Raw genomic sequence first — 15,096 nt, 5'->3', positions numbered from 1 at the left:
TCGCGCACGTGGACGCGGGCACCGGGCCCCACCTCGGCCCGCACCGCCGCGACCTCGTTGGGCGAGCACACCAGCGCCGTGGCCCCGGCCTCGACCGACAGGGCGGCCAGGCGGCGCACGGCTTCGTCGGCCGGTCCGGCCAGGCCCATGCGGTCGAGGTCGGACTCGTCCAGCGAGGTGAGGATCGTCACAGCGGCGATCTTGGTCTGCGGGGCGGCCTCGACCGCGGCCCGGATCATGGCGGCCCCGCCGGCCGCGTGCACGGTCAGGATGGCCGGACGCAGGCGGGCGACGGCCTTGGCGGCGCCCGCGACGGTGTTGGGGATGTCGTGCAGCTTGAGGTCGAGGAAGATCTGGACGCCGCTGGCGCCGCGCACGGAGGCGATCACGTCGGGGCCGTAGCGCAGGTACAGCTCCAGGCCCACCTTGATGGTGCTGACGTGCGGCGTCACCAGGCTCGCCCACCTGGCGGCGGTCTCCAGGTCGGGGGCGTCGAGGGCGACGGCGATGGGTGCGGGCGTCAAGGGGAGCTCTCCTCGGAGTCGACTAGAAGGTGCCGGGGAGCGCTCCCCGGCGGCCGGTGGGCCAGGCCGACGGCGTCGGCGAGGCGTTGGAAGCCGCGTGCCCGCAGCAGGTCCTCCAGCTCGCGCTCGATGCGCAGGCACGCGTAGGGGTCGTGGAACAGCGCGGTGCCCACCCCGACCAGGCAGGCGCCCGCCAGGATGAGCTGGAAGGCGTCCCGGCCGGTCATCACGCCGCCCATGCCGATCAGCGGCACCCCGGGCAGGGCCGCGTGCACCTGCCACACGCACCGGACGGCCAGGGGCAGGATGGCGGGCCCCGACAGCCCTCCGGTGACGGCGGCCAGCGACGGGCGCAGCGCCTCGGTGTCGATGGCCATGCCGAGCGGGTTGTTGATCATGGACAGGGCGTCCGCCCCGGCGTCCACGCAGGCGCGCGCGACCGAGACGATGTCGGCCACGTCGGGCGCGAGCTTGGCCACCACGGGGACGTCGTAGCGCATGATGGAGCGCACCGAGGCGATCACCTCGGCCGCGGCGCTGCCCTCGCGCGCGAAGACACGCCCTCTGTCCTCCATGTTCGGGCAAGAAAGGTTGACCTCCAGCGCGGTCACCCCGGGCGCGTCGGCGAGCCTTCGGGCCAGCTCGGAGTACTCGGCGACGGTGCCGCCGCCGATCGAGACGATGGTCTTGATGCCGCGCTGGGCCAGCCAGGGCAGCTCGCGCTCCAGGAACGCCTCGATGCCCGGCCCCTGGAGCCCGACGGCGTTGAGCATGCCGGAGGGCGTCTCGGCCATGCGCGGGGTCGGCCGGCCCGCCCGGGGGGCCATGGTGATGGACCGGGTGGTCAGCGCGCCGAGCCGGTGGAGGTCGAAGAACTGGGCGAGCTCGCGTCCGGAGCCCGCGCAGCCGGCGGCCGTGGTGACGGGGTTCGCCAGCTCGACGTGCGCCAGAAACGTACGCATATCAACTGACATGTCGTGCACCGCCTCCGGGGGCGCCGAGCGCGTCGAACGGGATCGTTCCCACGTCCTCGAAGCGCACCCGCTCCCCCCGGAACACCGGTCCCTCCGCGCACGCGCGGACCATCCTGGTCGCGCCGTCGTCGCCGATGACGGGGATGACGCACGTCATGCACACCCCGATGCCGCAGGCCATCTGCTCCTCGACGGCCACCTGCACGGGGATGTCGAACTCCATCGCCACCGCCGTCACCGCCCGCAGCGCCGGCATGGGCGCGCAGGCGTAGACGGCGTCGGCTCGGGTGTCGGCGATCACCGAGGGCAGCGCGTCGGTGACCTTGCCGCGCAGGCCGAGCGAGCCGTCCTCGGTGGTCAGGGTCGTCGTCTCGGCGATGCGGCGGGCCCGCATGGCGCCGAAGACGCGGTCGGCCCCGGCGCCGCCGAGCACGAAGTCGACCCGGCAGCCGCGCGCCAGCAGCGCGTCGGCCAGCGGGAACAGCACGGCAGAGCCGTACTCGGCGCCGACCAGCACGCAGTTGACCGGGTCGCGCGGCAGCGGGAAGGGCCGGCCGAGCGGCCCGACCAGGTCGAGCGTGTCGCGGGCGCGCCGCTCGGCCAGCCAGGACGTGCCCGGCCCGGCGACGGTGAAGACGAGCTCGACCGTGCCGCCGTAGTCGGACTTGACGTCATGGATGGACAGCGCGCGGCGCGTCACCATCGACGTGTGGGCCCCGCCGACCGCCACGGAGACGAAGTGGCCGGGGCGGTAACGCTCGGCGATGCCGGGCGCCACCACCGTCAGCGCATGGTAGGCGTCGACCCGGCGCGTCGTCAGCACCGTGCCCGTCACCTGCACAGGTGTGCCGGCCAGTCGTCTTCACCTCCCGCGCGGGTCAGCCGCGTAGTGCCTGTGCGTGCTCCTGGAGTGACCGCACGCCGACGTCGCCGCGGACGATCGCCTGGATCCCGGCCGCCGCCGCGGCCAGCCCCGCGACGGTGGTGATGCACGGGATGCCGCGCAGCACCGCCGCGGTGCGGATCTCGTAGCCGTCCAGGCGCGGCCCGGACTGACCGGGGCTGCCGAACGGCGTGTTGACGATCAGGTCCACCTCGCCGTCGAGAATCGCCTGCACGCTCGTAGGCTCACCTCCGGGCCCGGTCCCCTCGCTGTGCTTTCGCACGATCTTGGCATGGACACCGTTGCGGCGCAGCACCTCGGCCGTGCCCTCGGTGGCGAGGATCTCGAAGCCGAGGTCGGCCAGTGCCTTCACAGGGAAGATCATCGCACGCTTGTCCCTGTTGGCCACGGACACGAACGCGCGTCCCTTGGTCGGAAGTTCGCCGTAGGCCCCGGCCTGGGACTTGGCGAACGCCACGCCGAAGAACGCGTCGATGCCCATGACCTCGCCCGTGGAGCGCATCTCGGGCCCGAGCACGGTGTCGACGCCTCGGAAGCGGTTGAAGGGCAGCACGGCCTCCTTGACCGCGATGGACGCCTCCAGCGGCAGCGTGCCGCCGTCGCCGGTGGCCGGCAGCATGCCCTCCGCGCGCAGCGAGGCGATCGAGGAGCCGAGCATCACCCGGGCCGCCGCCTTGGCCAGCGGCGTGGCCGTCGCCTTGGACACGAACGGCACGGTACGGCTGGCCCGCGGGTTGGCCTCCAGGACGTACAGGACGCCCGCCGACATGGCGTACTGGACGTTCAGGAGCCCGCGCACGCCCACCCCGGCGGCGATGGCCTCGGTGGCGGCGCGGATGCGCTTGACGTCGTGGCTGCCCAGCGTGAGCGGCGGCAGGGCGCAGGCCGAGTCGCCGGAGTGGATGCCGGCCTCCTCGATGTGCTCCATGACGCCGCCGAGGAACAGCTCCTGGCCGTCGTAGAGCGCGTCGACGTCGATCTCGATGGCCTCGTCGAGGAACTTGTCCACCAGGACCGGGTGGCCGCCCTCCTGGGCCGCCATGTACGTCGTCAGCGTCTCGTCGTCGTAGACGATGGCCATGCCGGCCCCGCCGAGCACGTACGAGGGCCGCACGAGCACCGGGTAGCCGATCTCCCCGGCGATCTCCAGCGCCTCGGGCACCGTCAGCGCGGTGCCGTGCTTGGGCGCGGGCAGCCCGGCCTCGGCCAGCACCCGCCCGAACGCGCCGCGCTCCTCGGCCAGGTGGATCGACTCGGGCGAGGTGCCGACCACGGGCACGCCCGCGTCCTTGAGCGCCTGCGCCAGGCCGAGCGGCGTCTGGCCGCCGAGCTGCACGATCACGCCCACGACCGGGCCGGTCTGCTGCTCGGCGTGCACGACCTCCAGGACGTCCTCCAGCGTGAGCGGCTCGAAGTAGAGCCGGTCGGAGGTGTCGTAGTCGGTCGAGACGGTCTCGGGGTTGCAGTTGACCATGACGGTCTCGAACCCGGCCCGCGACAGCTCGAAGGAGGCGTGCACGCACGCGTAGTCGAACTCGATGCCCTGCCCGATGCGGTTGGGCCCGGAGCCGAGGATGATGACCTTCTCCCGCTCGCCGGAGGGGACCTCGGTCTCCTCGTCGTAGGTGGAGTACAGGTACGGCGTCCTGGCGGCGAACTCGGCGGCGCAGGTGTCGACGGTGTTGTAGACCGGCCGCACGCCGAGCGCGTGGCGCAGGCCGCGCACGTGGGCCTCCTCCACGCCGCGGATCTCGGCGATCTGCGCGTCGGAGAAGCCGTGGTGCTTGGCGCGGGTCAGCGCGGCGGCGGTGAGCTCGGGCGCGGCGGCGATCTCCTGGGCCTCCTCCTCCAGCAGGAGGAGCTGGTCGAGGAACCAGGGGTCGACGCTGGTGGCCTCGAACAGCTCGGCCGCGGTCGCGCCCGCGCGCACGGCCTGCTGCATCGTGCGCAGCCGCCCGTCGTGCGGGGTGCGGCAGGCCGCCAGCAGCTCGTCCTTGTCCTGGACGGGTCCCGCCCAGGTGAAGGCGGAGTCCTTCTTCTCCAGCGAGCGCAGCGCCTTCTGCAGCGCCTCGGTGAAGGAGCGGCCGATGGCCATGGCCTCGCCGACGGACTTCATGTGCGTGGTCAGCGTGCGGTCGGCCCCGCGGAACTTCTCGAAGGCGAAGCGCGGCACCTTGACCACGATGTAGTCGAGGGTCGGCTCGAAGGAGGCCGGGGTCTCCTTGGTGATGTCGTTGGGGATCTCGTCGAGGGTGTAGCCGATGGCCAGCTTGGCGGCGATCTTGGCGATCGGGAAGCCGGTGGCCTTGGAGGCCAGGGCGCTGGAGCGGGAGACGCGCGGGTTCATCTCGATGACGATCATGCGCCCGGTGCGCGGGTCGACGGCGAACTGGATGTTGCAGCCGCCGGTGTCCACGCCGACCTCGCGGATGACCGCGATGGCCACGTCGCGCATGTTCTGGTACTCGCGGTCGGTCAGGGTCAGCGCGGGCGCGACGGTGACGCTGTCGCCGGTGTGCACGCCCATCGGGTCGATGTTCTCGATGGAGCACACGATGACGACGTTGTCCGCCTTGTCGCGCATGACCTCCAGCTCGTACTCCTTCCAGCCGAGGATGGACTCCTCCAGGAGCACCTCGGTGGTCGGCGAGGCGTCGAGGCCGGCGCCGGCGATGCGGCGCAGGTCGTCCTCGCCGTAGGCGAAGCCGGAGCCGACGCCGCCCATGGTGAAGCTGGGCCGTACGACCAGCGGGTAGCCCAGCTCGCCGGCGGCGGCCAGGCAGTCCTCCATGGTGTGGCAGATGACCGACTTGGCGGACTCGGCGTTCAGCCCGTGCTCGCGGGCGACCTTGGCGACGATCTCCTTGAACTTCTCGCGGTTCTCGCCCGCCTGGATCGCGTCGAAGTCGGCGCCGATCAGCTCGACCTCGTACTTCTCCAGCACGCCCGACTCGTGCAGCGCGACCGCGGTGTTCAGCGCGGTCTGGCCGCCCAGGGTGGGCAGCAGCGCGTCGGGGCGCTCCTTGGCGATGATCTTCTCGACGTACTCGGGGGTGATCGGCTCGACGTACGTGGCGTCGGCGAACTCGGGGTCCGTCATGATCGTGGCCGGGTTGCTGTTGACCAGGATGACGCGGAAGCCCTCGGCCCGCAGCACGCGGCAGGCCTGCGTGCCCGAGTAGTCGAACTCGCACGCCTGGCCGATCACGATCGGGCCGGAGCCGATCACCAGGACCGACCGGATGTCCTCACGCTTGGGCACGGCTCATGACCTCACAGAACTCGTCGAAGAGATAAGCGGCGTCGTGCGGCCCCGCGGCGGCCTCGGGGTGGTACTGGACGCTGAAGGCGCGCCCGTCGAGCAGGCGCAGGCCCTCCACGCACCGGTCGTTGAGGTTGACGTGGCTGACCTCGGCCGGGCCGTAGGGCGTCTCGAACGGCTCGCCGATCGGCGCCTCGACGGCGAACCCGTGGTTGTGGGCCGAGATCTCGACCTTGCCGGTGCGCACGTCCTGGACCGGCTGGTTGACGCCGCGGTGGCCGTAGCGCAGCTTGTACGTGGACAGCCCGAGCGCCCGGCCGAACAGCTGGTTGCCGAAGCAGATGCCGAAGAACGGCACCCTGGCCTCAAGGACGCCGCGCAGCGCCGACACGTCGGCGGTGGCGGGGTCGCCGGGGCCGTTGGAGAAGAACACGCCGTCGGGCTCGACCGCCATGATCTGCTCGTACGTGGCCGTGGCGGGCAGCACGTGCACCTCGCAGCCGCGCTCGGCCATGCGGTGCGGGGTCATGCCCTTGATGCCGAGGTCGACGGCGGCGACCGTGAAGCGCCTCTCGCCCACGGCGGGCACGACGTAGGGCTCGGCCGTGGCCACCTCGGCGGCCAGGTCGGCGCCCTCCATGGCGGGCGCGCGCCGCACCCGCTCGACGAGCTCCTCGACCGTCGCGGAGGGGGCCGAGAAGATGCCGGCCCGCATCGCGCCGCGCTCGCGCAGGTGGCGGGTCAGGGCGCGGGTGCCGGTGATGGCGATGCCGACGACGCCCTGCTGCTTGAGGTAGTCGTCGAGCGAGCGGTCGGCCCGCCAGTTGGAGACGATCCTGGACGGCTCGCGCACGACGTACCCGGCGACCCAGACGCGGCCCGACTCGGGGTCTTCGTCGTTGACGCCGGTGTTGCCGATGTGCGGGGCCGTCATGGCGACGATCTGCCGGTGGTAGGAGGGGTCGGTGAGGGTCTCCTGGTAACCGGTCATGCCGGTGTTGAAGACCATCTCGCCGAACGTCTCGCCTTCGGCGCCGTAAGGAGTTCCGTGGAAGACGCGGCCGTCTTCCAGGACGAGCACCGCGGTGTTCAAACCAGCTTCCCTTCGAGAACGGTCGGCGTGCCGCGCAGGAACGTGGCGACCACCCGGCCGGGCAACGTCATCCCCTCGTACGGGGTGTTCCTGCTCTTGGAGGCGTAGGCGGAGGGGTCCACCTCGGTGCGGGCCGACGGGTCGTACAGCGTGATGTTGGCCGGCGCGCCCGGCTCCAGCGGACGGCCGTGGCCGGACAGGCGGCCGATGCGGGCGGGGGTGATCGACATGCGCTCGGCGACCCCGGCCCAGTCGAGCAGCCCGGTCTCGACCATGGCCTCCTGGACGACGCTCAGCGCGGTCTCCAGGCCGATCATGCCCATGGCCGCGGCCGGCCACTCGGTCTCCTTGTCCTCGACCGGGTGCGGGGCGTGGTCGGTGGCGACGACGTCGATCGTGCCGTCGGCCAGCGCGGCGCGCAGCGCCTGGACGTCGGCGTGCGTGCGCAGCGGCGGGTTGACCTTGTAGATCGGGTTGTAGGCGCCGACCGGGGACTCCTCGACGAGGTCGTCGGTGAGGAGCAGGTGGTGAGGGGTGACCTCGGCGGTGATGTTCCAGCCCTTGGACTTGGCCCAGCGGATGATCTCGACCGAGCCGGCGGTGGAGACGTGGCAGACGTGCAGGCGGGAGCCGACGTGCGCGGCCAGCAGGCAGTCGCGGGCGATGACCGCCTCCTCGGCCACGGCCGGCCAGCCGGTCAGGCCGAGCCTGCCGGAGACGACGCCCTCGTTCATCTGGGCGCCCTCGGTGAGCCTGGGCTCCTGGGCGTGCTGGGCGACGACGCCGTCGAACGCCTTGACGTACTCCAGGGCGCGGCGCATCAGCACGGCGTCGCTGACGCACTTGCCGTCGTCGGAGAAGACCCGGACCCGGGCCGCCGAGTCGGCCATCGCGCCGAGCTCGGCGAGCTGCCTGCCCTCCAGGCCGACGGTCACCGCGCCGACCGGCTGCACGTCGCAGTGGCCGAACTCGTGGCCGAGCCGCCACACCTGCTCGACCACGCCGGCGGTGTCGGCGACGGGCGAGGTGTTGGCCATGGCGTGCACGGCGGTGTAGCCGCCGCGGGCCGCGGACTGGGTGCCGGTCTGGACGGTCTCGGCGTCCTCGCGGCCGGGCTCGCGCAGGTGGGTGTGCAGGTCGACCAGGCCGGGCAGCGCGATCGCGCCGCCGCCGTCGACGGTCTCGCCGCCGGGGCCGGCGTCGAGGCCGGCGCCGATCTCGGCGATGCGCCCGTCGGCGATCCGCAGGTCCACCGGCTCGCCGCCGAGGATCCTGACATTCTTGATGATCACTGGATCTCTCCCCCGAGCAGCAGGTACAGGACGGCCATGCGGATGGTCACGCCGTTGGCGACCTGCTCCACGATGGTGGAGCGCGGTGAGTCGGCCACCTCGGCGGCGATCTCCATGCCCCGGTTCATCGGCCCGGGGTGCATGACGATGGCCTCGTCCGGCATCTTGGCGAAGCGGTCGCGGTCGAGGCCGTAGCGGCGGGAGTACTCGCGCTCGCTGGGGAAGTAGGCGGCGTTCATCCGCTCCTTCTGCACCCGCAGCATCATGACCGCGTCGGACTTGGGCAGCACGGCGTCGAAGTCGTAGGACACCTCGCACGGCCAGGTGCCGACCGAGACGGGCAGCAGCGTGGGCGGCGCGACGAGGGTGACCTCGGCCCCGAGCGTGTTGAGCAGCAGCACGTTGGAGCGGGCGACCCGGCTGTGCAGCACGTCGCCGACGATGGTGACCCGGCGGCCGTCGAGCCCACCGAGGCGGCGGCGCATCGAGAAGGCGTCGAGCAGCGCCTGCGTGGGGTGCTCGTGGGTGCCGTCGCCGGCGTTGACGACGCTGCCGCGCACCCAGCCGGCCAGCCGGTGCGGCGCGCCGGAGGAGCCGTGGCGGATGACGACGGCGTCGGCGCCCATGGCCTCCAGGGTGAGCGCGGTGTCCTTGAGCGACTCGCCCTTGGAGACGCTCGACCCCTTGGCCGAGAAGTTGATGACGTCGGCCGAGAGCCGCTTGGCCGCCGCCTCGAAGGAGATCCTGGTGCGGGTGGAGTCCTCGAAGAACAGGTTGACCACCGTGCGGCCGCGCAGCGTGGGCAGCTTCTTGATGGATCGTTCCGAGACCCTGGCCAGCTCCTCGGCGGTGTCGAGGATGAGCAGCGCGTCGTCCTTGGTCAGGTCGCCCGCCGAGATGAGGTGCCGGTTCACCTGTCGTCCTCCTTCATGAGCAGGACGGCGTCGCGGCCGTCGATCTCGGAGAGGTAGACCTTGACCTTCTCGCTCTTGGCGGTGGGCAGGTTCTTGCCCACGTAGTCGGCCCGGATGGGCAGCTCGCGATGGCCGCGGTCGACCAGCGTGGCGAGCTGCACGGCGGTCGGGCGGCCGAGGTCGTTGAGCGCGTCGAGCGCGGCGCGGACGGTGCGGCCGGAGTAGAGCACGTCGTCGACGAGGACGACCACCTTGCCGTCGATGCCGTCGGGCGGCAGCTCGGTGCGCCCGAGCGGGCGGACGGGGCCGCGGCGCAGGTCGTCGCGGTACATGGTGATGTCGATCGAGCCGACGGGGATCTTGAGCCCTTCGAACTGCTCGACGCGGTCGCCGAGCCGGCGGGCGAGCGTGGCGCCGCGGGTCGGGATGCCGAGGAGGACTACGTCACCGGCGCCCTTGGTGCGTTCGAGGATCTCGTGCGCGATTCGGGTCAGCGCCCGGTGGATGTCCGGGCCTTCGAGCACGGCCCTGGAATCGGACATGGAGGGATCTCACCACCTTTCCCGCCTCACGGGACGGGTCTTAAAAGGGTGTTGGTCGGGACACACAGTACCAGGGGCTACCTGGTACAACGTGAGCGCCCCGCCCTGCCGTCCGGGTGTGGCGGGCGTCCCGGCCGGCCGTTCACCCCGGCCGGCCCGGCGAATTTGGCAATTACCGACATACAGGTATAAAACCTGCTCTAAGTCTTCTCGGGGGAGGTTTCACATGGCGCTGTCGGCACGCGAGCAGTCGGTGCTCAAGGCCATCGCCCGGCAGGTCAGGGACGAGGACCCCGAGCTGTTCGCGGCCATGTCCCGGCACGGCGCTCCGGCGTCGCTGGCCTGGCCGCTGGCGCTGATGGCGCTGTGCCTGGCGGTGTTCGCCGTCGTGCTGCTGGTGACGGGTTCACCCGACCCCCTGCCGCACGCCGTGATCAGGTAAAACCCCCGCAACCTCCCGTGTCGGCGTCCTTCGCGTAGGGCACGTCCCCGAGGGCCGTACGCGCTCGGCGGCGGCTCTTCCTGGGGACTCGCGCGGGGGGCACGCATGGGGGAACCACGTCCGCCCTCCGACGGCGTGACCACGGCGGCCCGCGGGAGGCGCCCGGCGGCCGCCGGCGGCCTCGGCCTCGGCGCGGCCGTCGCGCTGGTCATGGGGAACGTCGTGGGCACCGGCATCTTCCTGCTGCCCGCCTCGCTGGCCGCGTTCGGCACGGTGAGCCTGGTCTCCATGGTCCTGGTCACCGCGGGCGCCATCGCCATGGCGATCGTCTTCGGCCGCCTGGGCGGGCGCATCCCGGCGGCGGGCGGCCCCTACGCCTACGCGCGCGAGGCGTTCGGGGAGTTCGCCGGGTTCTGGATCGCCTGGTCGTTCTGGCTGACCGCGTGGATCGGCAACGCGGCCATCGCCGTGGCCTGGGTGGGCTACGTCCAGTACCTGGCCCACGGGCTGTTCGGGCTCAACTGGGGCAGCACGCTCAGCGCGATCCTCATCGGCCTGACCGGGCTGTGGATCCCGGCCGTGGTCAACCTGGCCGGCGTGCGCAACGCGGCCGCCTTCCAGGTGGTCACCACGGTCCTGAAGTTCACCCCGCTGCTGTTCGTGGCGATCGTGGGCCTGTTCTTCGTGCACCAGGACAACTACCCGGCGTTCAACGCCAGCGGCGGCGGCTGGGTCTCGGCCGTCTCCCTGGCGGGAGCGGTCACGCTGTTCATCTACTCGGGCGTGGAGAGCGCCGCCATCGCGGCCGACCGGGTCAAGGACCCGGTCCGCACCATCGGCCGGGCCAGCGTCATCGGCGTGCTGGCCTGCGCCGTCATGTACATCCTGAGCACGGTCGCCGTGATGGGCACCGTGCCGCAGGAGGAGCTCGTCGGGTCCACCGCGCCCTTCGCCGCGGCGCTGGACCACATGTTCGGCGGCACCGGCGGCGGGCTGCTCATGGCGGCCTGCGCCGTCGTCTCCGGCATCGGCGCGCTCAACGGGTGGACCCTGCTGGTCGCCGAGATGCCGCTGGCCGCCGCCAAGGACGGCCTGTTCCCGCCCGCCTTCTCCGTGGTCTCCCGGCGCGGCGCGCCCCTGACGGGCATCCTGGCCGGGACCGTCCTGACCTCGCTCATGCTGCTGGTGGGCTACGCCTCCGCCAACGCCTTCGACACGATCGTGCTGCTGGCCTCCTTCACCACGGTCATCCCCTACTTCTTCTCGGCCGCCGCGCAACTGTTCTGGCTGGTCACCCGGGAGCGGCGGATCGAGCGCGGGCGGCTGGCCCGCGACCTGGCCGTCGCGGTGCTCGCGCTGCTGTTCTCGTTCTGGATGGCGTACGGCTCGGGGCCCCCCGCCGTGCTCGGCGGGACGCTGATGTTGTTGGTCGGCGTGCCCGTCTACATCTGGCTGAAGGCCAGGCACGGCGAGTACGGCCCGCGTGATGTCCGGCGCGCTGAGGGGATATCTGAAAAATGACCTTTCATGTCGATTCAGAGGTCGGCCGACTGCGCCAGGTCCTGCTGCACAAGCCGGAGCTGGCCCTCAAGCGGCTGACCCCCAGCAACAAGGACGCCTTCCTGTTCGACGACGTGCTGTGGGTGCAGCGCGCGGTGGAGGAGCACGAGGAGTTCGAGCGGGTGCTGCGCGGGCGCGGCATCGTCGTCCACATGCTGGCCGACCTCCTGCGCGACGTGGTCGACATCCCCGAGGCCCGCAAGCACATCCTGGACGCGGTCATCGACGAACGCTGGCTCGGCCCGACCGCCATCGACGACATCCGCAACACCCTCGACGGCATGGACGCCGGCACCCTGCAGATGCACCTGACCGGCGGCATCACCAAGCGCGAGCTGGTCGCGATGGGCTGCGACCCCAAGTCGGTGGCCTTCCACACCACCGCCGACGACGACTTCGTCCTGCCGCCGCTGCCCAACCACCTGTTCACCCGCGACACCTCCTGCTGGATCTACGACGGCGTGTCGATCAACGCGATGCGCAAGAAGGCCCGCATGCGCGAGACGGTCAACCTGGAGGCCGTCTACCGGTTCCACCCGATGTTCGCCGCCGGCTTCGACCGGCCCTACGAGGGCGGCTTCCACTGCTGGCTGCCCGGCCACGCGATGGCCCCGGCGACCCTGGAGGGCGGCGACGTGCTGGTCATCGGGCGCGGCGCGGTGCTGGTCGGGATGAGCGAGCGCACCCAGCCGCAGGCGGTCGAGATGCTGGCCCAGCGGCTGTTCGCGGCCGGGTCCGCGACCCGGATCGTGGCGCTGGACATGCCGAAGGCGCGCGCGTTCATGCATCTCGACACGGTCATGACCATGCTGGACGTCGGGGTGTTCACCAAGTACGCCGGGCTCGGGATGTTGCCGACGTACACCATCGAGCCGGGCGAGACCTCCAAGGAGCTGCGGGTCACCGACCACCCGCCCCAGGACATGCACAAGGCCATCGCCCGCGCCCTCGACATGGACGACATCACCGTCCTGACCCCCCACCAGGACGTGTACGCCGCCGAACGCGAGCAGTGGGACGACGGCTGCAACGGCCTGGCCGTCGAGCCCGGCGTCGTCATCGCCTACGAGCGCAACACCACCACGAACAACCACCTGCGCGACAACGGCATCGAGGTCATCACCATCCGGGGCAGCGAGCTCGGCAGAGGGCGCGGCGGCCCGCGGTGCATGAGCTGCCCGCTGGAGCGCGACGGCATCTAGCGGACGTCCGGCCGGCACCCGGACGGTCACAGGGAAGGGGCGACATGGCGTTCAACCTGCGCAACCGCAGTTTCCTCAAGGAACTGGACTTCACGCCGGAGGAGTTCGGCTTCCTGCTGCACCTGTCGGCGGAGCTGAAGGCCGCCAAGTACGCCGGGATCGAACGGCAGCGGCTCAAGGGCAAGAACATCGCGCTCATCTTCGAGAAGACCTCCACCCGCACCCGCTGCGCGTTCGAGGTGGCCGCCCACGACCAGGGGGCGCACGTCACCTACCTCGACCCGGCCGGCTCGCACATCGGGCACAAGGAGTCGGTCAGGGACACCGCTCGGGTGCTGGGCCGCATGTTCGACGGCATCGAGTACCGGGGCAGCAAGCAGTCCTACGTCGAGGACCTGGCGGCGCTGTCCGGCGTGCCGGTGTGGAACGGCCTGACCGACGAGTGGCACCCCACGCAGATGCTGGCCGACATGCTCACCGTCCAGGAGCACAGCGACAAGCCGCTGCGCGAGGTGTCCCTGGCCTACCTGGGGGACGCGCGCAACAACACCGGCCACTCGCTGCTGGTCACCGGCGCGCTGCTCGGCCTGGACATCCGGCTGGTCACCCCGGCGGCGCTGCGGCCCGACCGGGACCTCGCGGTGCGGCCCGCCGAGGAGCTGGCCAGGTCCACCGGCGCCCGGATCACCATCACCGAGGACGTGGCCGAGGGCGTCAGGGGCGCCGACTTCCTCTACACCGACGTGTGGGTCTCGATGGGCGAGCCGAAGGAGGTGTGGGACGAGCGGATCGAGCTGCTGCTGCCGTACCAGGTGAACGACGACGTCGTCCGGGCCACCGGCAATCCGGACGTGAAGTTCATGCACTGCCTGCCCGCCTTCCACAACCGGGAGACCGGCGTCGGCGCCGACATCCACGCCAGGACCGGCCTGGAGGCCCTGGAGGTGACCGACGAGGTCTTCGAGTCGCCGCGCTCCATCGTCTTCGACGAGGCCGAGAACCGGCTGCACACCATCAAAGCGATCATGGTCGCAACCCTGGGGGACTGAATGCGGGTCATCGTCGCACTCGGCGGCAACGCGGTGCTCAAGCGCGGCCAGAAGCCGGACGCCGACGTGCAGAGGGACAACATCGCCACCGCCGTCAGGACGCTGGCACAGCTGGCCGGCGAGCACGAGCTGGTCATCACCCACGGGAACGGCCCCCAGGTCGGCATGCTGGCGCTGGAGAGCGCCGCGGACCCGAACCTGAGCCGGCCCTACCCCTTCGACACGCTCGGCGCGCAGACGCAGGGCATGCTCGGCTACTGGATGCAACAGGCGCTGCAGAACGCCCTGCCCGGCCGGCAGGTGCTCGCCATGGTCACCCAGACCCTGGTCAGCGCCGTCGACCCGGCCTTCGACGACCCCACCAAGTTCGTCGGCCAGATCTACGAGGAGGACGAGGCCCGCAAGCTGGCCGCCGAGTACGGCTGGACGGTCAAGCCCGACGGCGACCACTGGCGGCGCGTCGTCCCCTCCCCCACGCCGCAGCGCATCGTGGAGACCCGGCTGATCCGCAAGATGGTCCGCGAGGGCGTCGTGGTGGTCTGCGCGGGCGGCGGCGGCATCCCGGTGGTGCGGGACGCGCGCGGCCGGCTGGCGGGCGTCGAGGCCGTCATCGACAAGGACCTGACCGCCTCGATGCTGGCCGAGGCGCTGGAGTGCGACGCCTTCCTCATCCTGACCGACGTCCCGCGGGTGTACCGCGACTTCGGCGCCCCCGGCCAGAGCGAGATCGCCTGCACCACCCCGCACGAGCTGCGCGGCCTGCGCTTCCCGGCCGGATCGATGGGACCCAAGGTCGAGGCGGTGTGCCGCTTCGTCGAGACGACCGGTGACATGGCCGCCATCGGCAGGCTGGACGAGGCGAAGGACATACTCGCCGGTTCCGCGGGCACGATTGTCACGCCCAACGGGATGTGGCCGTTGACCAGCACCCTCTAGGAGACCGACCCGCTAGGAGACCGACGTGACACTGGCCGCACGGCTGCTGCGCACCAAGCCGACCGAGCGCATCGTGGCCGAGGGCGGGCAGGGCGAGGGCGGCGAGCTGCGGCGCACGATGACGTTGTGGCAGCTGACGCTGTTCAGCGTGGGCGCCACGCTGGGCACCGGCATCTTCGTCATCCTCGGCCAGGCGGTGCCCAAGGCGGGGCCGGCGGTGGTGCTGGCGTTCGTGCTGGCGGCCGTCACGGCGTTGTTCTCGGCCCTGTCGTACGCCGAGCTGGCCGGGACGATCCCGGTGTCCGGGTCGTCCTACTCCTACGCGTACGCGACGCTGGGCGAGCTGGTGGCCTGGGTGTGCGGCTGGTGCCTCATGCTGGAGTACGCGGTGTCCGTCGCGGC

Annotated in this window: 14 protein-coding genes; 6 read left to right on the top strand and 8 right to left on the bottom strand. The window is 71.5% G+C overall.

Features of this window, described 5'->3' with window-relative positions:
* From pyrF to pyrR, 8 genes are all read right to left on the bottom strand, one after another.
* The coding region (gene pyrF, locus ACWCSD_RS31600) for an orotidine-5'-phosphate decarboxylase (RefSeq protein ID WP_449920294.1) at positions 1–524 on the bottom strand (524 nt) is incomplete at its 3' end.
* Positions 521–1,498 (bottom strand): dihydroorotate dehydrogenase, encoded by a 978-nt coding sequence (locus ACWCSD_RS31595; protein WP_352353184.1) that lies wholly within the window; start codon positions 1,496–1,498, stop codon positions 521–523. The genes pyrF and ACWCSD_RS31595, both read right to left, overlap by 4 nt.
* Positions 1,488–2,339 carry a dihydroorotate dehydrogenase electron transfer subunit gene (locus tag ACWCSD_RS31590; protein ID WP_397162178.1) on the bottom strand — a complete coding sequence of 284 codons (852 nt, stop codon included), beginning with the start codon at positions 2,337–2,339 and terminating at the stop codon, positions 1,488–1,490. The genes ACWCSD_RS31595 and ACWCSD_RS31590 overlap by 11 nt, the downstream gene beginning before the upstream one ends.
* Positions 2,340–2,376: 37 nt before the next feature.
* On the bottom strand, positions 2,377–5,664 hold the full coding sequence (gene carB, locus ACWCSD_RS31585; protein ID WP_352322597.1) for a carbamoyl-phosphate synthase large subunit: 3,288 nt from the start codon (positions 5,662–5,664) through the stop codon (positions 2,377–2,379).
* Positions 5,651–6,757, bottom strand: coding sequence for a glutamine-hydrolyzing carbamoyl-phosphate synthase small subunit (gene carA / locus ACWCSD_RS31580; protein ID WP_449920290.1), 1,107 nt, complete (start codon positions 6,755–6,757; stop codon positions 5,651–5,653). Before carA ends, carB begins: the two co-directional genes overlap by 14 nt.
* Positions 6,754–8,049 (bottom strand): dihydroorotase, encoded by a 1,296-nt coding sequence (locus ACWCSD_RS31575; protein WP_397162180.1) that lies wholly within the window; start codon positions 8,047–8,049, stop codon positions 6,754–6,756. The genes carA and ACWCSD_RS31575 overlap by 4 nt, the downstream gene beginning before the upstream one ends.
* Complete coding sequence (locus ACWCSD_RS31570) at positions 8,046–8,963, bottom strand: aspartate carbamoyltransferase catalytic subunit (RefSeq protein WP_352353188.1); 918 nt, start codon at positions 8,961–8,963, stop codon at positions 8,046–8,048. Before ACWCSD_RS31570 ends, ACWCSD_RS31575 begins: the two co-directional genes overlap by 4 nt.
* Positions 8,960–9,505: a bifunctional pyr operon transcriptional regulator/uracil phosphoribosyltransferase PyrR gene (pyrR, locus tag ACWCSD_RS31565; protein ID WP_352322601.1), complete on the bottom strand. Its 546-nt coding sequence runs from the start codon at positions 9,503–9,505 to the stop codon at positions 8,960–8,962. Before pyrR ends, ACWCSD_RS31570 begins: the two co-directional genes overlap by 4 nt.
* Before the next feature lie 226 nt (positions 9,506–9,731).
* On the opposite strand from pyrR, the gene ACWCSD_RS31560 reads away from it, so the two are divergent.
* The 6 genes from ACWCSD_RS31560 to ACWCSD_RS31535 all read left to right on the top strand — a co-directional run.
* Positions 9,732–9,947 carry a DUF3040 domain-containing protein gene (locus tag ACWCSD_RS31560; RefSeq protein ID WP_387666315.1) on the top strand — a complete coding sequence of 72 codons (216 nt, stop codon included), beginning with the start codon at positions 9,732–9,734 and terminating at the stop codon, positions 9,945–9,947.
* A 105-nt stretch (positions 9,948–10,052) separates the two neighbouring features.
* Positions 10,053–11,468 carry an amino acid permease gene (locus tag ACWCSD_RS31555; protein WP_449920283.1) on the top strand — a complete coding sequence of 472 codons (1,416 nt, stop codon included), beginning with the start codon at positions 10,053–10,055 and terminating at the stop codon, positions 11,466–11,468.
* Positions 11,465–12,709, top strand: a complete 1,245-nt coding sequence (locus ACWCSD_RS31550; RefSeq protein WP_364331550.1) for an arginine deiminase — start codon at positions 11,465–11,467, stop codon at positions 12,707–12,709. The genes ACWCSD_RS31555 and ACWCSD_RS31550 overlap by 4 nt, the downstream gene beginning before the upstream one ends.
* A gap of 44 nt (positions 12,710–12,753) precedes the next feature.
* Positions 12,754–13,758 (top strand): ornithine carbamoyltransferase, encoded by a 1,005-nt coding sequence (gene argF, locus ACWCSD_RS31545; RefSeq protein WP_449920279.1) that lies wholly within the window; start codon positions 12,754–12,756, stop codon positions 13,756–13,758.
* Positions 13,759–14,694, top strand: coding sequence for a carbamate kinase (arcC, locus tag ACWCSD_RS31540; RefSeq protein WP_352353193.1), 936 nt, complete (start codon positions 13,759–13,761; stop codon positions 14,692–14,694).
* A gap of 25 nt (positions 14,695–14,719) precedes the next feature.
* Positions 14,720–15,096 (top strand): amino acid permease (locus ACWCSD_RS31535; protein ID WP_449920276.1); only part of this gene is annotated, 377 nt, incomplete at its 3' end.

The sequence above is a fragment of the Nonomuraea sp. NPDC001684 genome, assembly GCF_053596515.1.
Note: the sequence above shows the minus strand (reverse complement) of the source record. Positions and strands in the feature narration are given on the sequence as shown.